The organism is Photorhabdus luminescens subsp. luminescens, from assembly GCF_001083805.1.
Taxonomy (GTDB): Bacteria; Pseudomonadota; Gammaproteobacteria; order Enterobacterales; family Enterobacteriaceae; genus Photorhabdus; species Photorhabdus luminescens.
Genome location: NZ_JXSK01000003.1, coordinates 1 through 20,782, shown reverse-complemented (window position 1 = coordinate 20,782; position 20,782 = coordinate 1). Strand labels below are relative to the sequence as shown.

Genomic DNA, 20,782 nt, shown 5'->3' with positions numbered 1-20,782 from the left:
TCGTGTCATGAACTCCTATCGCTTGCAGATCAGCAGCCATAGCACGAGAGCGTTCCATTCTTTTAATATTATCTTTTATATTATCTAATTCAGCATTTTTAGCTGGATCTTTAGCAAAAGCTCTCTGGTTATCCCTTCTCTCATCCATCAAAGAATTCTTGCGAGCGTGAAGCCCTTCCCAATCTCCCGCAGCCTTACCTCGCAGCCATGACTCGATTTTACTAACAGGGATGCTGGCATCACCTTTTACGGCAGTAATATGCTCTTTACCGTGCATATCAGGAAGTGACTTAATTTCAAAAGTCTCATTTGTATGTTTTGCATGCTGGGCATTAGATACTTTTGACTCCCCATTTCTAGTATTAGCCTGCTGGCTTACAGGTGAGTTGGCTCCTTTTATTCTCGCATTATCAGTCTGGTTATGCGGTGTTTGCGCGGTTTCCGTATCTGAATGATTCCCCGGTTTAGTAGCAGATTCTGGGGTACCTTGTGACTTCGGCTTCTTCCCGGCAATCCCCAGTCCAATTATCCCGCTACTGCTACCCACTTTCGGCATTATACCAAACTGCTCGGCGAACTCTTTTCCCTCAACAGCTTTCTTTACTACATCCGGCAGCGACTGGTAAATCGCCTGAGCACTTTCCGCATTCTCTGCCTGCACAAAGCGGTTTAACTGTGCCATCTCCTCACTGCTGAGACTGGAGAAGAACGAAGTTCGGTTCAGGCCACTGGCGGCGTCCGATCCAGAGTTCATCATTTCCCAAACGGACACCACACAGCCCGGATTATGGGAACAGCTATCCGCCACACCTTCCTGACGGTTTTTCTCGCTGCGCTCTTTAAACTTGTCGTAAATTACCTGCTTATCTGTGCCAGTCTTCTCTGCTGCCAGCAATTCTTCTTTCAGTTCGTAAACATCTTTGGCCGTCAGGAAATTATTCTCAACCGCATTCTTCCCGGCCTGGGCACCGGTAACGGCGCTGCCGGTCGAGTCACCGGCAATACCGCCTGCCAGACCTGCTGCCAGAGTGGAGAGGGTGCTGATGGTCTGTTTTTCTTCTTCACTTAAGTCACTGACTTTAACATTTTCTCCGTGAATGTGCTTCATCAGTTCCCGGGCGGCCAGTTCACCGCCCGCCGCGCCTGCCGCGCCGGCCAGCGCGTTGTTACCACTGACTTCCGCGGCCACTGCCCCCAGAATCGCATGGGCCAGGGTATTGCTTACGACATCCACTTGATGAGTTTTCGGGTCGGTGGTCAAATCTTTAATCACCCCGGCCAGGTAAGGGGAAGCGCCGCCTGCCAGCGCCTGAACCCTGCCGGATTAATGCTGATGGTAAAAATAACCCCGGTTTTGCAATGGCCGGGGTTGATTGCTTAATCTAGAAGTTCTTTTGACACATTGCCTGTATCAAAAAACTCTTTGAATACTTTCACTACAAAATCGAAATCTTTTGTGAGTTGGCGAGCTGACCAATAATCTCCTAAGATGTCAATTTGTTGATCAAGTTCTTCAGGGTCCCAGTAAGAACGAACATTGTATTCATCTTCTAATATTTCACCTAATGTGAGTAAATAATACCCATCCTCCGTTCTTACCTGTAGCATTTCAGCACCAGTTATATTGTCGATGACATCTAATGTTACAGTTCCTGATTGGTCCTTTAAATCTAGTATGATTTGTTTAATATGAGACCATGTGGGAGATTTATAATTATTTCCTTTTCCATTCAAGGTCCAGCTGATAGAAAAATTCATTCTTAATTCTTTTCCTTAATCGATTTCATTCCAGGGGTCCAATATAATGTTTTTCCTGTATTTTCTTCATATATTGTAAGTGACTTCAGTCCTGCTTTGTCAGCCATTGCTGCAATGTCACCACGGCAATAACCACAAACAGGTTCTTTTGATACCCTCAATGTCATCTCTCGACCTATAGTTATCCCGTCTTCATAAGCTTGTTGGATAGTTCCAACTTCTGCATGTGCTGATGCCATATTTCTATTAGGAAGATTTTTACCGGGATATTTCTCTATTTTGGCTTGTATCCGACCATTAATCAGTGTAGGTCTACTTTTATCCCCAAGATAATAATCAGGTCTATTCCCCTGATTGGTGTCAGTAAATTTTTTCCCGGTTTCTTTATCAGTTAACTCTGCTGTCACCTTAGGAATGGATGTATGAGTTTTTTTATCCAAAACCCTGCTGCTTTCCTGAATTGTGAGTTTATCTGGTGAGACGATCCCTTCTGTCGGCTTGGTTATGGCTTTATTACCGGCAACACCTCCAAATATAGCCAGTGAACCCAGACTCATATTTGTTACCCCACGGCTATATTCACCATCGATAACCTGCCCAATACCCGTACCCGCCTGATATGAACCCCCGGCAACAAGGCTTCCCCGAATAAGCGTCCCTGGCATTCCGGGTAATGCCATTAATGCATCTGTTCCGATAGCAGCTTGTCCTGAGTGTACACTGTATGTTTTCAGATAGCTTAGTGCCTCGTTATAGGCTTTCGCATTTGCGGCGGTTGCGACAAATGCACCTCCTTTAATTAAATTCTGAATTGCGGCAGCAGCTTCTTTCCCTGAGAAACCGTACTCTGTCTGTAACTCAGCCCCATATTGGTTGAGTAAGGTAGCCAGCTCCAGTTTTCCTTTTTCGTCTAATTTACCTTCACGATATTTGCCTAAAATTACATTACTGGCTTTGTCTTCATTGGTGAGTCTGACGATATTTTGTGATGCTTCCAGCAGGTTTTTGCCCGCTTTTTGGTCGTCAAGGGCTTTAATCAACGCATCATTCTTTTTGACGGTTAGGAGGTTATTCTCGACAACAACGCATTCTATTGCGAAGTTGACCACTGAACGCCGATTTTCCCTGTATACTCAGTCAGTTATAACCGGATTTTTCCGGTGCTTCTTCGCCGCCCGACCCAAAACCCCAGACGCACTTTTCACCCCTGAACGCCAGTTTTTCCCGCCGGGCCATTGTCAGTGTGCATCTCAAGGGCAACTAGCTGAAAGAAGTCAGATTTACCACTGGGCAGGCGGTTAACATCACCGTTGAGCAGGGGCAGCTGATTATCCGGCTCGTTGAGAACGACTGACAACTAAAAAGAAAATTCCTGCTAAGCGTTTAATACCGCTCGATGCTATACGAGCGGTATTTCTGAACTACATTTGTAACTTCCAAAAATTCATACCATCAATAAGCCAATACTGTTCCTTATCTGGTACTAACAGACCAAAGTCGCTATTAGCTTGAGCATTCCAATCAAATGGTACTGTTGATTCATGGCTTCTATCCCAGTCAGTATGACGATATATTTTTTTATCGAAATTAATATAAAAGCTAGGTAGCCGCATTCGCCAACTATCCCATTCAGACGATACTACGTCTGTTAGGGTGGATAAATATCGCTCAATATAATCATAAAAATTAACAAGCAATACACTATCTTTGCCCGATATAAAGAATGATCTCATCCAATCAACAGAGTAAACAGCAACATTATTTTTGTTTATGTAGTCTTTAAAACTCTCCTTAGTCAATATGGGAATACCATTTCTAAACGACCTGACAGACTCATCATAAAGCGTCTCTTTCATCCATCCTTTATCTATGTAAGATTTATATTCAGGTCTAACATCAATACAATAATTATCTTTATTATCAATAACATAATAATGATTTCCATCTAAAACAAAAATAGCTATATTCTTTTCACCATTAAAAATGGCCTCAAGTAGATCCTGATAATCATTTTCCAAATTCACGTAAAAATTCCTCTTTTGTTAGCACACGACCTTTTGATGAATTTTGCTCTATTAACCTATCCCATACCTTCGGTAATTCGAGAGCTACGCTTGGCTGGCCTTTTGTCGGGTCCACTATTTTAGGCGCATTTTTGTCTCTTGATACCCCAGGAATTGGCCTTTGAGGAATAGCGGCATCCATTATTTTTTTGTGAAGAGCCGCGTCCACTTCAAAAACAACTACAGTTCCATCTTGTCTTCTATTTGTAAGGTAATAAGCAGCATGATTTGCTCCTTTAGTACTAACACATAACTGCCCACTACAACCTGAATTAATAGTTACACTTCCATCAGGATTTACGCTAATTCTGTTTTGACTCGTTTGCGTACCACTGCCTCCGCCCTCAACTCGGAAATAAGTTTCAGACGACTGTTTTGTACTTTTTGCCGCATTATTTGGCTGATGTGCAGATGAGTTATTTCCTTTTGCTCCCACATTAGCAGTTTGGTTAGGCTGTACTTGTGTAGCTTCCGCTAGGACGCCTTTATCAACATTATTTTTTGACGGTACAGATGATGGCTTCGCCTGTATCTTATTACTGGCTGCTCCTCCAATAATCCCGGTTGCAGTCTCCAGCAACATCATATTACGTTGCTCTTCCTTCACATACTGCGCCGCATCCGCTTTAGATAATCCGGCGCTCTCCAGCTCTTTTTGCCTCAATTCCGTATTAAAGAACCCGGAGAGTGGTCCACCGCCACCATTTAGCCAACTGCTCTGCTCTGAACGACCTAGCTTATCATTGGCACGATAGCCCGACACCGCCAGTTCTTTACCCAGTTCATGGTTGATAAAGGCCAGTTCTTCACGGCTCAACTCGCCATTCAACGCCATCTGTTTCAGGGTGTTGATAGTCGCATCACTGGCCTGCCGGTATTCCGTCCAGACCCCTTTACGGTAGCTGTCATCCTGACACGATGCCAGTTTACCGCGCATGTCCTCCACTGACGGCAGACCTTTATCCAGAATCCGCTGACTCAGTTCTTTGGCCTTGCCGCACGCTGCCGGTGACAGCGTACTGCAATCCCCCAGGTTTCGCGAGGCCAGCGCATTATTCTCAACCGCATTCTTGCCGGCCTGGGCGCCGGTAACGGCGCTGCCAGTGGAGTCACCGGTAATGCCGCCTGCCAGACCCGCTGCCAGAGTGGAGAGGGTGCTGATGGTCTGTTTTTCCTCTTCACTTAAGTCACTGACTTTAACATTTTCGCCGTGGATATGCTTCATCAGTTCCCGGGCGGCCAGTTCACCGCCCGCCGCGCCTGCCGCACCGGCCAGCGCATTGTTACCACTGACTTCCGCGGCCACTGCCCCCAGAATCGCGTGAGCCAGGGTATGGCTCACGACATCCACTTGATGGGTTTTCGGGTCGGTGGTCAGGTCTTTAATCACCCCGGCCAGATAAGGGGAAGCGCCGCCCGCCAGCGCCTGACCAATATTGCCGCCTGCGAGTCCCTGAATGGCCGCGGTGGCAGCCTGTAAAGCGGTGTGGTATTTCCCACCGGTGCCAAAGCCAGATTCATTCAATGCCTGATTATAGGCGGTCTTGTAAATCTGGTCTTTAATGAGCTCTGGAGTGATGTCGGTTTTACCTTTATCCTCCAGTGCCTTGATGGCCGCTTTTCTATCCGGGTCACTGATGTTCTCCAGTTTGGCGTGGGCGGCTTTGGTGGCGATAATGGCCCCTTCAGTACTGGCGATGTCAATCACCTGCGCACTGATTTCGCCAATCAGTTGGGCCTGTTTCAGCCGTTGCTGCTCTTTCTCTTTGTCAAAGATAGGGCTGAGAGCATTGTTAGCATGGTCGGTATCCCGGCTCAGGGTGGTGATATCCTGTTGCTGGTTGTCTTTATCCCGGATAATCAGGGCGCCGTCACTGACTGCGGCATGGGTGGTGCTTTGGGCATGGCCTTCCCGGTTAGCGCCGCCCAGGGTATTGGCGGCCATGTTACTGAGGAACATGCCGCCTGCTGAACCGCCGGTGCTGACACTTACGCTGTGGTGTTCGGTTTTAAAATCCGCTTTGTTCTGAATGTTGTCAAAGCCGAGCGTGCCGGTATCGAGGGTGTTTTTGTCTTTGTCTGCGGTACTGGCAATCACTGCGCCGTCAAGCTGAGTATGTTCCCCCACTTTCACTTGATAGCCGCCTTGGCCGGCGAACAGTCCGGTTTGTTCCTGTACGGAGTCAAAGTTGCTGTGGATTTTGTCGCGGCTGGCGCTGAGGTTCAATGAACCACCTGAACCGATAGTGGCACTAACGCCGGCACTGACATTTTGTTGCTTCATATCGTAGCGGTTGCTGTCCTGCTCGCTACTGAGCGTCAGGTGGCGTTTTACGTCGGCGGTAATCTGTTCGCCGCTGACCTGAGCGCCCTTAAGCGTGGCATCTCGGCCGGCATTGATGGTGACGGTTTGTCCTGCGTCCAGGGTGGTTTCGTTATGGCTTACGCCATTACCGCTTTCACGGCCTTTACCGTAGTTGGCGCTGGCGGAGAGGTTGATACCTGTGCCCCCCGGTCCGGCAGTGAAACCGACGCCCAGTGACCCTCCGCGACTGCTGTTTTTACCGGTGGTCTGTTCGGTGTTCTGGCTGGAGGCGAGCTGGATATCCCGGCTGGCATTAAGTTGCAGGTCTTTACCCGCCTGCAACTGGCCGCCCTGAATGCGAATATCGCCGTTCTGATCTGGTGTCCCGGCAGCGGTGAGGGTGAGATTATCCCCGGTCATCAGGCTGCTGCCCTGTTGAGTGGTCTGGTGCTGTTTCAGTTCTGACCGGGAGGACTGGCTGCCGTAGGAGAGGTTAACCCCTATCAGATTGTTATTGGCTTTGTCGTCACCGCCTTTGGCGTTGGCCAGACGGGCTGCCTGAACAGCCTGTACCCCGCTAAGAGCGGCTTTAGTGCCTTGTAAAGCTTTGATACGGCTGTCACTTTCATTGTTGGCGGCTTGAACCGTTTGAACAGCGGAATTCAGGGCCCCGCCTGCGGTGCCGGACAGAGCCACGGTCAGGCCGCTTTGTTTCTGTTCGGTTTTGGTGATGGCGGTGTGACTGTTTTCCGCGCTGGTGATGTTAATGTTTTGACCGGAAAGCTGCATATCGCGACCCGCCACTGCATCACTGCCGTGAATGTTGAGCTGTTTTCCGGCGCTGAATGTCACACTGCCCTGGCTGCTGCCTACTGTGCTGCCTTTGTTGAGGTTACTGTCGATGTCAGTGGTGGATTTTTGGCTGGCTTTGCCGACGGTGAAGCCGATACCCCCTGTGCCCATCAGACCGGATTTTTTCTCTTGTTTGAAGTGAGTTTCATGACGGGCTTCATCCGCGGTCGTGATGGTGAGCTGATTGCCGGCAGCCAGATTAACATTCTGAGTGCCTGCCACGTTACTGCCGATGATATTCAGGTCATTCCCGGTTTGTACGGTCACGCGGTCGCCGCTGAGTGTGGTGCTCTGCGCCCGGCGTTCATGCACCTCATCATGGGTTTCGACGGAGGATTTGGAGAGTAAGCCTTTACTGGTCTGTTTGCTGTGTTCTATCAGGTCTGATGAAGCGGTGCCCACATTAAAATGTGAGCAAATGCTTAGTGTAATTCTTCATACAGAACTTTCCCCTACTTGTTGGGTGTTCAACTTTCGGGGGCAGTTCAATTTGTCGGGATCTACTACATAAAATTTACGTCAAAAGATTAGATAATGATCAACTCACCACTTTGATCAAAGGATGTTTTAACCTTATAGTTACGTGTGATTACATCTACAACACGCCTTAAGTACTCATTAAACGTCCAGTTTGTGACCTCAACAGTTTCTTCATTTTCATCATAGTGATAAATCAAATTAGGATTATCTGACGCCGTTAATAGGAAATAATATTGAGTATAGCTTTCTACTGAAACAAAAAACGGTTTTTGTCTTAACAGGGTATGAAGTTGAATTTTACACAATTCTTCCCGTTGACCTGATTGAAACAATACATCACCTCGAACAGTGTCTTGTTCTTGATAAAAAATTAGAGGAACGTCACCAAAAAGCCCGCCACTACAACGTCCCATGCAAGTTAGAAAGTCATATAATTGATCTTTAATTTCAATGTCATAAAGACGTTCCATTTTTTGTATTTCTTCTACAGAGTAGCCTCTGATATAACTGATATCGATTTTTAACTCAGGGTAAACTGAGTGCAGATAGTTTATTAGTTCTTCATTAATCATTGATTTGTACCTGTCGAGCCTTGATAAATATTAACATTGAACTCTTTGTTCATTTCGGCAAAAGTTTGGCTTGTATTCCCACAACCAGTGCACATGCCTGGTTCGTTTCGAGAGGTATTTTGTACCGCGATATTTACATTCGCTTTTTGGCCCTTATAAGCATCCTGAATATGGCTAAACAATTTTTGCTCAGCATGATTGAAATTACTTTGTGTATCTGAGTTCTGTGCACTAGGGACGCTTTTGCTATCGCTTACAATCACTTTATAATTAACCCCACCAATATTTACATTTGTAGGTGAAGTACCAGACCACGCTTTACCATTTACAGATAAATAATATTCAGTTTTACCTTTATCAGTGCACACCGTGCCGACCACACTGCTGGTATGACCGCCGCTACGCCGACACCCCTGCTTGAACCTGAAGGGTAACTGGTTGCAAGAAGAGGGATTTGCTACCGGGCAGCCAGTGTAGGTCTGCATTGAGTATAGGTTGTTGATTATTCGGCTCGTTGAGAAAAGCTAGCGATATAAAGGGGAAGAGTCCAGCTTTTAGGCTGGATTCTTCCTTACTGTGGGGATTTTAAAGGTATTAACTATAAAACGTCATTCAATTTTTTAAGCCATTGTAAGACAGTTAATTCATCCGCTGATGGAGAATAATATCCATTATTTTCATAAAGAAAACTCTCCGTTAATTCTTCACCACTATTCAATATTTCTTCAAATTCCTTTTTTAAAAGCATAACTTTCTCTGGCTGTTCTTTTTCCACAAAAAGCTTCATAATTCCCTCATCTGTAGATGCCTCACAGTTCCAATCTTGATGGAAATAACAACCTAATAAATAACGAATATTTTCTATTTTCATTCCTTTCTCCCGATTTATTTAGGGTAGCATCCAGCGTAATTTCGTTATGGCTGACGCTGTTGCCACTTTTACGGCCTTTGCCGTGGTTGGTGTTGGCGGAGAGGTTAAGGCCAGTGGTAATGTGGAGTGACTTGACGCTTAAACTTAAACGAATTTTTTCTGTACTTCTTTATGGAGAACTTCCCCTTACTTATTGGGTGTCCAACTTTCGGGGGCAGCTCAATCAGGCTGGGATTTGTATTTTTATTTACTCTGAGTACATTCTGGTGAAATAAGTATTGATAAGATCATTATCCAGTAAACGATCAACCGTAAAATCAACCGTATCAGATACTGCAATCCCTCTGCGTAACTCTTCAGGGAAATCATCAATTGAGGCATACACCGTTGGCACCAGATACCGAAAATAGTCTCCCATTTTCGTTTCACCTTCATAGCCTACAGGGTAATCTTCACCTGGGTTGTACCCTTCTATTCCATTATAAACAAAAAAACCCTTATTTTTTGCCAGATTAGCATCACTATAATTAGCCGATTCAGCAAAATCATCATTAATTTCTTCTATCAATTCATGCTTAGATAGATTACGGCGATTACGCCATGATGAATACAAATCCAATAAAAAATCGCCATTTTTATTTTTAGGATAATTAGTAAAGTCTTGTGATTCTTCCCACATATATTCCGTAAGTCTATCAAGCAACGACTCTACTTCATTAATTTTCAACAGCGTTTTAGGCAAATTACCTAAGCAATTATTAACCATGACCGCAATTTTGCCTTTATTATCCATTGCAAACCAAGTAAATATGGTGCCCCATGCAGGTGTCCAATTTTCATCTAATATATTCATTATTTTTCTCCTTTGGGAAATACGATTTTACAGTTTGGACAAGGATCCATTATGACTTTATCATTTACTAAACCTTTTCTTTTCCAAACTTCCCTTGGCCTTAATGCGTCAGTAAATTTAATAGCAGAAGGCTCAACACCTTGCCGTATTAGTTGATCTGCACTAAAAATTTCCGCACAGGATCCGGCTAGATTGTTACAAAAAGTTGTGGATTCTCCTATTTTTACCCCTAGTCGTTTTTCAACAAATTCTACTGTCTTAGGGTCAAGCATTTCTGCTGTTACTTTACCACTACTTCCTCCTATAGCCACTTTACCAGTTACGGGATCATATGCAGCGACCATAGTTGCATGCTTGCCAGCCTGAGTGGATGACTTATACCCTTTAATCACGTCTAATAATGCTTGACCTGCTTTAGCCTTTATAGCTTCATCAGTAGGATCTATAGCCTCGACAAGTCCTTTAGGGCTGAACTTCCCACTGGCTATTTCCTGTTGCAGCAATGGCCCGTTCACTTCGCCACTTGCATTGACCAGACGGGGCTTCACGTTCTTGCTAACCCACGTACTGCCCGTGGCCATTAAGGCACCCTGAACGATATTGCCCGCACCTTCCCAGCCATTGCCGTCTTCAACCTGACGAACGCCCTTGCCGATATCATACGCCCCGGCCATACCCGTACTAGTCCGGATAGCATTGCCGACACCGCCTGGCAACACTTGTATCGCTGAATCACCGATAGATGCATTATCTTTGTGGTAGCCATACGTATTGGCTAGGCCATCGGCTTTTTTGAACAGTTTTTCTTCTCCCGTTGGTGTTCGAGTCCAGTTCAAGGCACCAATGACTCCGTTCTTCTCATAGGCTTTCTGCCTTTCCCGATCAGCCCAAGCATTCTTCTCCTCTGTACTACCCGCGTACGGGAAGCCTTTGCCCGGAATAAGCGGAGAGTCACCTTCTTTTAATAACTGAGTGACCAATTGTTTCGCGGTTTCTGCTCCGTACAGTTGTGTATTTTCATAAGCATACTGTTGCAGTTCTTGCTGGAACAGATGCTGCTGTTCTTGCGTGAGTGAAGACGGATCTTTCCGGTACTGGTTCAGCAGGTCATCGTTAATTTGGTCACGGGCTTCAAGCGCCAGCAACTCACGAACCTGTTTCTCCGTGTATTTGCCCTCGCGCAACGCCTCCCGGTTTTTCTCCAGCTCACCGCGTGAGATATCCCCCAAGAAATTATTCTCCACCGCATTCTTCCCGGCCTGGGCCCCGGTAACGGCGCTGCCGGTCGAGTCACCGGCAATACCGCCTGCCAGACCTGCTGCCAGAGTGGAGAGGGTGCTGATGGTCTGTTTTTCTTCTTCACTTAAGTCACTGACTTTAACATTTTCTCCGTGAATGTGCTTCATCAGTTCCCGGGCGGCCAGTTCACCGCCCGCCGCGCCTGCCGCGCCGGCCAGCGCGTTGTTACCACTGACTTCCGCGGCCACTGCCCCCAGAATCGCATGGGCCAGGGTATTGCTTACGACATCCACTTGATGAGTTTTCGGGTCGGTGGTCAGGTCTTTAATCACGCCAGCCAGGTAAGGGGAAGCGCCGCCCGCCAGCGCCTGACCAATATTGCCGCCTGCGAGTCCCTGAATGGCCGCGGTGGCAGCCTGTAAAGCGGTGTGGTATTTCCCACCGGTGCCAAAGCCAGATTCATTCAATGCCTGATTATAGGCGGTTTTGTAAATCTGCTCTTGAATGAGTTTCGGGGTGATGTCGGTTTCGCCTTTATCCTCCAGTACTTTGATGGCCGCTTTTCTGTCCGGTTCACTGATATTCTCCAGTTTGGCGTGGGCGGCTTTGGTGGCGATAATGGCTCCTTCGGTGCTGGCGATATCAATCACCTGCGCACTGATTTCGCCAATCAGTTGGGCCTGTTTCAGTCGTTGTTGCTCTTTCTCTTTGTCAAAGATAGGACTGAGAGCATTATTGGCATGGTCAGTATCCCGGCTCAGGGTGGTGATATCCTGTTGTTGGTTGTCTTTATCCCGGATAATCAGGGCGCCGTCACTGACCGCGGCATGAGTAGTGCTTTGAGCATGGCCTTCCCGGTTAGCGCCGCCCAGAGTATTGGCCGCCATGTTACTGAGGAACATGCCGCCTGCTGAACCGCCGGTGCTGACACTTACGCTGTGGTGTTCGGTTTTAAAATCCGCTTTGTTTTTTATATCGCCAAAGCCGAGAGTACCGGTATCGAGGGTGTTTTTGTCTTTGTCTGCGGTACTGGCAATCACTGTGCCGTCAAGCTGAGTATGTTCCCCCACTTTCACTTGATAGCCGCCTTGGCCGGCGAACAGTCCGGTTTGTTCCTGTACGGAGTCAAAGTTGCTGTGGATTTTGTCGCGGCTGGCGCTGAGGTTCAATGAACCACCTGAACCGATAGTGGCACTAACGCCGGCACTGACATTTTGTTGCTTCATATCGTAGCGGTTGCTGTCCTGCTCGCTACTGAGCGTCAGGTGGCGTTTGACGTCGGCGGTAATCTGTTCGCCGCTGACCTGAGCGCCCTTAAGCGTGGCATCTCGGCCGGCATTGATGGTGACGGTTTGTCCTGCGTCCAGCGTAGTTTCATTATGGCTAACACCATTGCCGCTTTCACGACTTTTGCCGTAGTTGGCGCTGGCGGGGATATTCAGGCCAGTGGTAATGCGGCATGACTTTACGCTTAAACTTAAGTGAATATTTTCTGTAATTCTTCATGGAGAACTTCCCCCTTACTTGTTGGGTGTCCAACTTTCGGGGGGGCAGTTTACATGCTTGGGATTGGTATTTCTGTTTACTCTGCGTACATTCGTGTGAAATAGGTATTGATAAGATCATTATTCAGTAGACGACTAAAGGAAAAATCCCAGCACCTCGGCTGGGATCTCTTTCTGGTTAGTCTTCGTATTTAAATTCTATATTGATCTTCATCTTTTCAAGATCCACTTTAACTAAACAACCATTCCATGCCGGAAGCCCATTAGTGAGATGGTTTTCTATGTAGTATTTCCTCAATTCTACTAATAATAATCTAAGATCATAGCTAGCGTTTTTATCAGGGACAAACCAGTCTTGATGCCCTTTGTTATCTGTATAATCATACTCATATTCGCAAGTATCACCTTCTGGAGATAACCTAGCACACACAATTATTTCCCGTGCATCCTCTGGGCCAGCATCAACAAGCAATTGACCAATTTTATTATGAAGAGTATCTAATTCCTTCATTTCTTCCCGCCTCCAGGTATATTGCTAATATCTTTCACTATTGGCCTACCTCCATCAATGGAATACGTTACGCTAAAACTTTCGGGACGTACGTTATTACCTTTATAAACAGGTTCAACTTTAACATCAACTTGCTTACCTTCCTTCAAAGCACTAGCCCAAGTATTTTCCATTTGTTTCCAAGCACCTTTATTCAGGTTTCCATCCATTGGCACAAGGTTTAATTTTTCACCAGGCCCATTAAATATACTGGCGATTAAGTGGCCACCTTCATCTCCTGGATTACCACATTTACCGGCTTTACACTGTTGATAAGTATTACGATCATTCTTGGACAAAGACAGAGATCCTTCAGCAAGGCTAGTGCGACCAAGTGAATCGGTCTGGAATGTTTTATTTCCATCAACATGATAGACCGTATTCGGCTCAGGTTTATTCAGCGTCTTATTCCAAGCCCTCTTCTTACCTGAGTCTACGATAACAACATTCTTTCCTTCGGTGACGGCACCAGGCTTACCCCCTCTGTTGCTCATTCCACCGGTTACAGCCCCTAATGCGGCACCCGCCAAAATTTCCGCACGCTGCTTATCCAGACCGAACTGTTTCTCAAGTTTCTGCGCAAACTCCGTACTGGTCACAATCCCTGATTCATCCATTTGCTGCATCAGCAAAACAGACAGATCATTCTTCATGCTCCATGGAATATCTTCACCCAGTGCCTTATCAATCGCCTGACGTACTAACATACTGTTGGCGGGGAGTTCACCGTATTTTTCTTTACAAGCCGCAGGATCGGAAGCACAGGTCACAATCAACTCATTGCGTTGCGTCAGACTCAAATCTTCCATTTCTTTCACGATCTGATTGCAGTCGCCACGCGCCTCGCACCCTTTGGCTCTGGCCGCAAAATCATCGATTTGGTCAGCGCTCAAAAAGTTATTCTCCACAACAACGCATTCCATTGCGAACCTCACCGACGAACAGCGATTTTCCTAATGCCATCAGTCAGTTACAACCCGTTTTTTCCCATGTCCGTTCACCGCCGAACCCAAAACTCCCTGACGCGCTTTTCGCCTCCGAAGGCCGGTTTTTCCCGCCGTGCCCTTGTCAGGGGAGTCCCTTTTTCGGCAACGGGCGAACGTCGCCCAACTTGCTTGGGCGGCGGGTGACCGTTCTGCGGGCGCGGGCGGCATAGAGCCCGCAAGCGGCGCCCCTGCGACGCTCTGAGGCACTGTGGCTTCGGGTTGCGCATAGCCTTGCATGACCACACGGTTTTGTTCAGGGAAGCCCCCCGGGGGGCTGCACGGGGCGGCGATGGCGAGCACGGGAACGAGCAACGGAGCGCAGCGCAGTGTGAGCCGCGCGCAGCCAGTGAAGCAGGGTTGGGGCGGGGGGCGGTAAATTAGCGGAGGCCGCAGGCCGACCTGCCTTCAGGGGTGTTGACTGGACGATAACGCGGCAGCTAAAGAAGCACGCTGAGTTGCCGATGGCCGGCTCAGATGCTGACAGCAGAAGGCGCCAGCCTTGTGCGCCACACCCGCCAATGCCAACCCGCGGGGGCGCCAGACATAATGCCAATTATACGCATTAAGCCGCTCATGGATGCTCAGGTTGTTACCTTTGCTCATCGGCGCAGTGCGTATAATTCCCTCGCATTATGTTGAATAGGCGTTGGGCGGCCTGGACCGGCTCTACGGGGACGCCAGAGGTTAAGCCGCCTGACGACTATTTACCCCCGCGTGCGCCGATGCCAACGGGCAGTCCGGCCACGGTCTGCCCCCACACCGAACCCGCCCAGCTTAACGGGGGCGGGCGGACAGTCAGCGGATATCGGGGTGTCAAGTCGGCGTCGGGCTGTCTGGCGGCGTGTCAGCTTCGGCGTACAGGTCGGCCAGTAAACCCACCTCATCGGCGTCGCTGACTTTTTCGTCGGCCATTTGCTCCGCCGGGTGGGTGCTGGCATGTACCACCTGCAAGGCCCGGATAGAGACCTGCGTATACACCTGGGTGGATTCCACGCTGGCATGGCCTAACATCGCCTGTATCCAGCGCAGGTCCGCCCCGTTCTCCAGCATCTGGGTTGCCATCGCGTGCCGGAACAGGTGGCAGGCGCCTTTTTTCTCAATGCCGGCGGCCCGGATATAGCCGCTCACGGCATGGGTGATACCGTTCGGTTGCAACCCGTCCAGACCGTCCATCGCCACGAACAGCGATTGAAGGTCCGGGGTGACCAGCAGTTGCGGGCGAACCTGTTGCTGATAGAACTGGAGCCAGCTTAAGGCCCGTTCGCCGAGGGGCAATACCCGGTCTTTATTGCCCTTGCCCTGCCGGATGGTCACCGTTTTGCGTGCCCCGTCAATGCTGTAGATATCGAGCCGGGCCGCTTCACTGCGCCGTATCCCCGTTGACCAGAGCAGTTCCATCAATGCCCGGTCGCGTGCGCCCTGCAACGTATGCGGGTCAGGCAGCGACAGGATATGCTCGATTTCATCAATGCTCAGGATATATTTTGGCAGCCGTTTTTCTTCCCGCGGCAATTCAATGTCCGCTGCCGGGTTCGCCAGTATCAGGTTCTGTTTCGTCAGCCATTTGAACCACACCTGCAACGGCTGCAACTGCGTGCGCTGGGTGCGGATACTCAGCGGCTCCCCGTTGGTCTTGCGGTACTGGTACAGGTAGCGCTGGTAACGTTCCAGTATTGGCCGCGTGATATCAGCGGCAGAGTACAGGCCCCGTTCGGTGGCCCACAGGATAAAGCGGTAAGTATGATGGGTCTGCACTTTCAATGTCGTCTCCGACCAGTTCCGCTCCTGCCGCCACGCCACAAAGCGCAGCAGCAGCGCATACAGGCTTTTTGGGTCATGCGCTGGACCCACCGGCTGACGGTAGACGTCATCGACGGTCAGGAGACTTCCTTTGCGCGGTTTACGGTTTGCCATGATTGACCTCCGGTTGAGATTGAGTGGCGGGCGCAGACAAGGGGCGCGTTTTCTTTTTTCCTTTTATCACTGTGTCTTCCGTTACCCCGACTTGTGGCACGCTGAACCCTTGTTCTGTCTGCCCTGATGGGGATTTTTTCACCCCAGACTTGACCCTAACTTGACCCAGACTTGAGGCAGACTTGCGTTCATTTAAGTCAGACTTGCTCTCATGACCTGTCGGGATGGCTTCCGATGTTTTATCCCTGTCGGGCACGGGCAATGCGTCTCTGTGATTATTTTCCTTAATAATAGCGTTTTCATCTGCCCGGACTTGTGCCCCCGCTGACTCTTGTGCTGTCCGGGCTGATGCGGGTTTTTCTTCCCCAGACTCAGGCCAGACTTGCCCGGACTTGGGGAAGACTTGCGACCTTCCGGGTCAGACTTGCGTTCACTGCCGGCGGTTTCTGAGTCCGGTTCTCCGACATCCAGCAGGCCGCACAGGTGGGCTGCGCCGTTGTCTTCCCCGTCCCACAGCAGTTCATAATGCAGCAGGTGTCCCCGGCTGCCGCCATGCAACAACAGGTATTCCATTTCCGTCAGCCGTTGACAGTGGTTCTTGAGCTGGCTGTCGCTCCAGTGGGTAAAGGCGCGGATATCCCGCCGGGTAAAGCGCACTTCGTTTGGCTGGCAGTGCTGGATTTGCGCTTGTGCGTTCACCATCTCTTGTATCAGCAGTAACAGCTTACGCGTCTGCGGCGGCATTTCATCCAGCGTGCGCCCCAGCACCTCATGCGCCAGCCGGTTGGCGAGGGTAATGTCGTCTTGGGTGATTTCGATATATTCGATGACCTGTCCGCGGTGGGTCGTTTTCTTCACTTCACGTTGATACTGGCGCAGCAAGGCAATGGCCTGTATCAGCGTCAGGTATTTCATATGGTCGCGCCGCATCCGGGTTTTGTCTGACAGGAACGTCAGTTGATGGGCGTAAGGATTGACCACTTTCAGCGGCCTTAACAAGCGCTGGGCGTTCTGGTGTAACTGCGTCAGATAACCTTTCTCTGAGTCAGCCAGCAACCCTGCCAGTGTCTGACGGTGCCGTTGCATCGCGTGGATGGCCTGCGTCTGCTCGCGCGATTCGTTGACCGTCAGCACCAGACAGCGGTTCAGCAGCTCTTCATCCACATCAATGGCCGTCGTCGTTAACATCAGCATGACCGGTCCCTGCACCTTGTATTCCCGCGTCACCAGTTCGCCGCTCTGTTCGTTTTTGCCGGTGCTGGCGATTTTCAGCTCGCCGTCGGACTGTAACAGTTTCAGGGCATAGGCCGCCTGCCGCACGCCTTCCTCTTCGGCGATAGCCAGTATCTTGTGTTGCAGGCTGGTTTCCCCCAGATAGTACAGGCTCTGTCCGGTCATCGCGAGTACTGGATACGCTCCTCTTCCGGCATCAGGTTCAGCACGGCGTCCATCAGGGAGGATTTCCCCGCCGCGCTGCTGCTCTGGATTAACACGGCCAGCGGTTTATCCAGTTTGCGCGAGACCGCCGCCAGATACCCGGTCAGCAGATTGGTCGATTCGCCGACCACGCCACAGGCGGCCATGTCGTTGATAATCTGTTCTGTCAGGTTTGGCGATGTCAGCAACGCCAGCGCGGCGGCTTCATCTTCTGCGCTGACCGTGACTGCGGTTGTCCCTGAGGCTTCGGCGTCGGCCTGCTGTTGCGCGTCCTGTTGCTGCTCCAGCATCAGCAAGACCCGCCCGGCTTCGCGTTTGATGACCGACAGCTCGCATTCCAGCTCTTGCGCCGCCGTGCTGATGTAGTTCTGACGATGCCGCGCGTGATACATGTCCAGTGTATCCACATGGAACAGGCCGGACGTTTCATCCCGCACCTGCACATTGACTTTCATCACATCGGGCACCGGCGATTTTTTCATCCCCGTATCCGCCAGACCGGGGCCCGCTTTTCATCAGCAGTTCACCGCAGGCCGTGCGCTCACAAGGCACGGGGGCAACAGTCAGCTCTGGTGGGGCGGCTAAGGCAGCCGGTTTAGCCACATCTGCATTGTGAGGCTTTTCCGTCATATCTGACGAGACGGGCCGCTCATGACTGAACACTGCACCTGGTGCCGTTCCTGTCCCAACCAGACCGCCTGTTGCAGGGCCAGCCCCAGCGCATGTTCGGCGTTGCCACTTTTGACGGCATAGTCATTGACATCCATGCCCGGCGGGAACTGCACCCGCCACGCCTCAATGCCGGATTCCAGTAAGTCAGCCGCCACACTGGCCGCGCCACGGTCTCCGGCTCGTCCCGGTCAAAGGCAATCAGCACCCGTTTCACGCCGTGATACTGCAAGGCGTCGAGAGTGATCGCGGTTAAAACCGTTCACGCCGTAGGCGGCGATCACGTTGCGGAACCGGCGCACCAGAAGGTCATCGCATCGATCAGTGCTTCGCACAGGATGATTTCCGAAGCCGCTTTCATCGCTTCCTCGTTCCAGACCCCGCCAGTGGCGACGGCAGGTACAGATGCTTCGGGCTGTCTTTCAGCACCTTGTAATCGGCTGGGTTCGGCGGCCATACAGTTGCAGCACCCGCCGCGGCTGGCTACACTGGCCGATTCGGCCCAGCCGATCACCGGCACCACGACGCAGCCCCGGAAGTGATCCTGCCGGGTGGTCGTACGCACACGCCCAGACCCGATAGCTTGTCACGCGTTGCTGCCTTCCTGACTGCTTTGGACGGCAATAACCCCGCTGAACCGCCGATCCGTGATGGCCCGCGTACCCCAGCTTAAAGTGACTGACCAGTTCAGGATGATTGAGTCCGCGTCGTCCAGCCATTCTTTCGCTTCCGGTGACGCCAGTAAATTCTGATGATAAATCAATCCACCTGGCGCAACAGCGCCTGCCCGTCATCGTCCAGATCGGCCAGTTTCGGGCGCGGCAGGGGGCGCCTGTGATTCCGGCTGGGCGGCTAAAGAAGAAGCGCCACCACGGCATTGTCCATGTCCGGTAACCGCCAGTTCCGCAGCCGGCGGATAGCAATTTCAGCGTCCCCCTTCCGTTTGTATCACCAGTCCAGCACCGACCCGCGGCGCACAGCAAGCAGTGATAGAGGTTTTTGCCGGTGAGATGACATTGAGGCGTTTTCTCATTGTGGAACGGCAGCGCAGCACATAATCCTCACGCGTGTTTTTCATCGGACGGCCCTGCTTACGCGCCAGCCCCAGCAATGAGACGGACTGCTTTAAGCGGGCTAAATCGGTATCGGGAGTGCGGGTCATAAGTCTTTCCTTTTGAACCTTGTCAATAGACATGTTTGCGATATATAATAATCACAAAAAGAGACTTTACAACAGCCAGCTAAAAAGGAAGGGGTACAATGGCGGACATTTGTGTTTTGCAAACAGGTATTGATATGTCCGTATTTTCTGAACGGCTTAAGATGCTCAGAGAAGCTCGGGGATTAACCCAATCACGGCTTGCCGAGATGATTGAGGTACTACCCAGAGTGTATAACCGCTGGGAGCGGGGACACATCGTCCCTCAACTGGAGTCCTTGATTAAGCTGGCTGATGTTTTACAGGTTTCTCTCGATGAACTGGTTGGCCGCTGCGAGACCAGCAAAGATGTGAAGATACGTAACCACATATTGCATGAACTCTGGCAACAGGCTGATTCGTTATCCGATGAGGAGCAGAAGGCGTTGATTATGGTGATTGACAGTTTTGTCACCAAGTCAATGATGGAAAAAGTTGTTATGAAGAGCGCCAAGCGCTGAGATGACGCGGCTACCATGAGTTCGCACCTCATGATGGCCGCTGACCACATAACCAACTATGTAGGAGTTGATTTATGGCTGAACGCGATTGTAATGCAAACTCAAACAGTTCGAAAGCCCAGCGCCGCTATAAAGTCGGCTATATCAGCCGATGTCATGCCGACCGCCACATGGCATCACTCGCTATTTACAGCCAGCCCCCAGTTTGCACCTCAAGGCACTGGCTGGAAGAGGCGGGATTTGCCACGGACAGGCGGTGCAGGTGAGAGTTGAACGGGACAATTGATTATTCAAGTTGTTACGGAAGATTGAGTTTGCAGCTGGAAAGTTAAAAAAGATCGAAATTAGCGCAGTGAGCAAGCCTTCTGCGCTAATTTAGTCATTGAGATCACATAGTTAATACATCTATTTTAAGCAATATCACCTTCTTCATATCTTAACTGAATATTAACAGGTGCAAGAATTTCCCCAACCTTTTCCAAAAAATCAGCACATTCATGTGGGATATAATACTTAAAATAAACTTCTATTAATATTTCACTTTTTCCACAAGAAGCAGGAAAGCTTTCGTATATCTCTCCGCTTTCAATAAAACGAATATAACTATTTATTTTTTCTTGTAGTTTTAGTAAATGTTCTTCTATCGAACCACTCCACGATAAATGATCAGTTAATCCCAGAACAACTAAGTTTTCATTGTCATTAGGTATACCTATCATATCTATTTTGTTCACATCTTCTATAGACATATTAACTCCTTACTTAATCTTTAGAAGTGGGCCTGATAATGTCAACCTTGGTTGGCGGTATTTTGCTCCCTTCTTCAAAACCCGGTTTTCCTTTTCCAACGACAGTGCCCCCCTTGGTTTCAAGTTCAGGAAAACCTTTCTTTTGATTTGTTGTTAATGGAGCAGTTGATGAGCTTTTACATTCAACACAGATAATGTTTCCTTCTTTATCTTTGCCTATCATGTCAACCCTTTATTTTTGTATTACTATCTGTTTTGACAGTAATTTCTCGTGCTGATTCAACTTTATCAACTTTGAATTTATCGTAAGTAGATTGTTC

General features: G+C 49.4%; 15 protein-coding genes and 6 pseudogenes. 3 read left to right on the top strand and 18 right to left on the bottom strand.

The annotated features are described in order from the left end of the window. Positions 1-927: 927 nt before the first annotated feature. From TI10_RS26790 to TI10_RS08240, 8 genes and pseudogenes are all read right to left on the bottom strand, one after another. Positions 928-1,312, bottom strand: a pseudogene (locus TI10_RS26790) (VENN motif pre-toxin domain-containing protein); the annotation flags it as partial. 65 nt (positions 1,313-1,377) lie between these two features. Beyond that, positions 1,378-1,758, bottom strand: a complete 381-nt coding sequence (locus TI10_RS08265) for a DUF6911 family protein (RefSeq protein WP_049582846.1) — start codon at positions 1,756-1,758, stop codon at positions 1,378-1,380. Between the two features lie 2 nt (positions 1,759-1,760). After that, positions 1,761-2,867 carry a cytidine deaminase-like fold-containing protein gene (locus TI10_RS23150; RefSeq protein ID WP_053093430.1) on the bottom strand — a complete coding sequence of 369 codons (1,107 nt, stop codon included), beginning with the start codon at positions 2,865-2,867 and terminating at the stop codon, positions 1,761-1,763. A 92-nt stretch (positions 2,868-2,959) separates the two neighbouring features. Beyond that, positions 2,960-3,115: a hypothetical protein gene (locus tag TI10_RS24920; protein WP_155416469.1), complete on the bottom strand. Its 156-nt coding sequence runs from the start codon at positions 3,113-3,115 to the stop codon at positions 2,960-2,962. Positions 3,116-3,179: 64 nt separating this feature from the next. Beyond that, positions 3,180-3,782 (bottom strand): hypothetical protein, encoded by a 603-nt coding sequence (locus TI10_RS08255; RefSeq protein ID WP_049582845.1) that lies wholly within the window; start codon positions 3,780-3,782, stop codon positions 3,180-3,182. A 1,081-nt stretch (positions 3,783-4,863) separates the two neighbouring features. Next, positions 4,864-7,377: pseudogene (locus TI10_RS08250) on the bottom strand (hemagglutinin repeat-containing protein); the annotation flags it as partial. Between the two features lie 128 nt (positions 7,378-7,505). Further along, entirely contained in the window at positions 7,506-8,030 is a 525-nt protein-coding gene (locus tag TI10_RS08245) for a hypothetical protein (protein ID WP_244161549.1), read from the bottom strand. After that, positions 8,027-8,398, bottom strand: a complete 372-nt coding sequence (locus TI10_RS08240; protein ID WP_139180553.1) for a hypothetical protein — start codon at positions 8,396-8,398, stop codon at positions 8,027-8,029. The genes TI10_RS08245 and TI10_RS08240 overlap by 4 nt, the downstream gene beginning before the upstream one ends. A 43-nt stretch (positions 8,399-8,441) precedes the next feature. On the opposite strand from TI10_RS08240, the pseudogene TI10_RS26600 reads away from it, so the two are divergent. Then, positions 8,442-8,507, top strand: a pseudogene (locus TI10_RS26600) (SymE family type I addiction module toxin); the annotation flags it as partial. A gap of 121 nt (positions 8,508-8,628) precedes the next feature. On the opposite strand, the gene TI10_RS08235 reads toward TI10_RS26600, so the two are convergent. From TI10_RS08235 to TI10_RS08190, 8 genes and pseudogenes are all read right to left on the bottom strand, one after another. Next, on the bottom strand, positions 8,629-8,901 hold the full coding sequence (locus TI10_RS08235) for a contact-dependent growth inhibition system immunity protein (protein ID WP_049582843.1): 273 nt from the start codon (positions 8,899-8,901) through the stop codon (positions 8,629-8,631). Positions 8,902-9,148: 247 nt separating this feature from the next. Then, entirely contained in the window at positions 9,149-9,754 is a 606-nt protein-coding gene (locus tag TI10_RS08230) for a hypothetical protein (RefSeq protein WP_049582842.1), read from the bottom strand. A gap of 1,217 nt (positions 9,755-10,971) precedes the next feature. Beyond that, positions 10,972-12,438, bottom strand: a pseudogene (locus TI10_RS23585) (VENN motif pre-toxin domain-containing protein); the annotation flags it as partial. Positions 12,439-12,676: 238 nt separating this feature from the next. Further along, positions 12,677-13,009, bottom strand: a complete 333-nt coding sequence (locus TI10_RS08215) for a hypothetical protein (RefSeq protein WP_036843887.1) — start codon at positions 13,007-13,009, stop codon at positions 12,677-12,679. Further along, positions 13,006-13,956, bottom strand: a pseudogene (locus TI10_RS08210) (DNA/RNA non-specific endonuclease); the annotation flags it as partial. The pseudogene TI10_RS08210 and the gene TI10_RS08215, both read right to left, overlap by 4 nt. A gap of 483 nt (positions 13,957-14,439) precedes the next feature. Beyond that, positions 14,440-14,637: a hypothetical protein gene (locus TI10_RS08200; protein WP_049581114.1), complete on the bottom strand. Its 198-nt coding sequence runs from the start codon at positions 14,635-14,637 to the stop codon at positions 14,440-14,442. A 210-nt stretch (positions 14,638-14,847) separates the two neighbouring features. Beyond that, entirely contained in the window at positions 14,848-15,948 is a 1,101-nt protein-coding gene (xerC, locus tag TI10_RS08195; RefSeq protein ID WP_049581113.1) for a site-specific tyrosine recombinase XerC, read from the bottom strand. After that, a pseudogene (locus TI10_RS08190) lies at positions 15,935-19,216 on the bottom strand (toprim domain-containing protein). The gene xerC and the pseudogene TI10_RS08190 overlap by 14 nt, the downstream one beginning before the upstream one ends. A 98-nt stretch (positions 19,217-19,314) precedes the next feature. Here TI10_RS08190 and TI10_RS08185 point away from each other — a divergent pair. Together TI10_RS08185 and TI10_RS08180 are read left to right on the top strand one after the other, a co-directional pair. Beyond that, positions 19,315-19,713 carry a helix-turn-helix domain-containing protein gene (locus tag TI10_RS08185; RefSeq protein WP_049582796.1) on the top strand — a complete coding sequence of 133 codons (399 nt, stop codon included), beginning with the start codon at positions 19,315-19,317 and terminating at the stop codon, positions 19,711-19,713. 15 nt (positions 19,714-19,728) lie between these two features. Then, positions 19,729-19,986 carry a hypothetical protein gene (locus TI10_RS08180; protein ID WP_155416468.1) on the top strand — a complete coding sequence of 86 codons (258 nt, stop codon included), beginning with the start codon at positions 19,729-19,731 and terminating at the stop codon, positions 19,984-19,986. Positions 19,987-20,123: 137 nt separating this feature from the next. Here the strand turns inward: TI10_RS08180 and TI10_RS08175 are convergent, their stop codons facing one another. Beyond that, the gene (locus TI10_RS08175) at positions 20,124-20,462 is read right to left on the bottom strand and encodes a DUF6572 domain-containing protein (protein ID WP_049582794.1); all 339 of its coding nucleotides are present in this window, start codon (positions 20,460-20,462) and stop codon (positions 20,124-20,126) included. A gap of 13 nt (positions 20,463-20,475) precedes the next feature. Next, a complete protein-coding gene (locus tag TI10_RS08170) occupies positions 20,476-20,685 on the bottom strand; it encodes a hypothetical protein (RefSeq protein WP_049582839.1) in 210 nt (69 codons plus the stop codon). Positions 20,686-20,782: the final 97 nt, after the last annotated feature.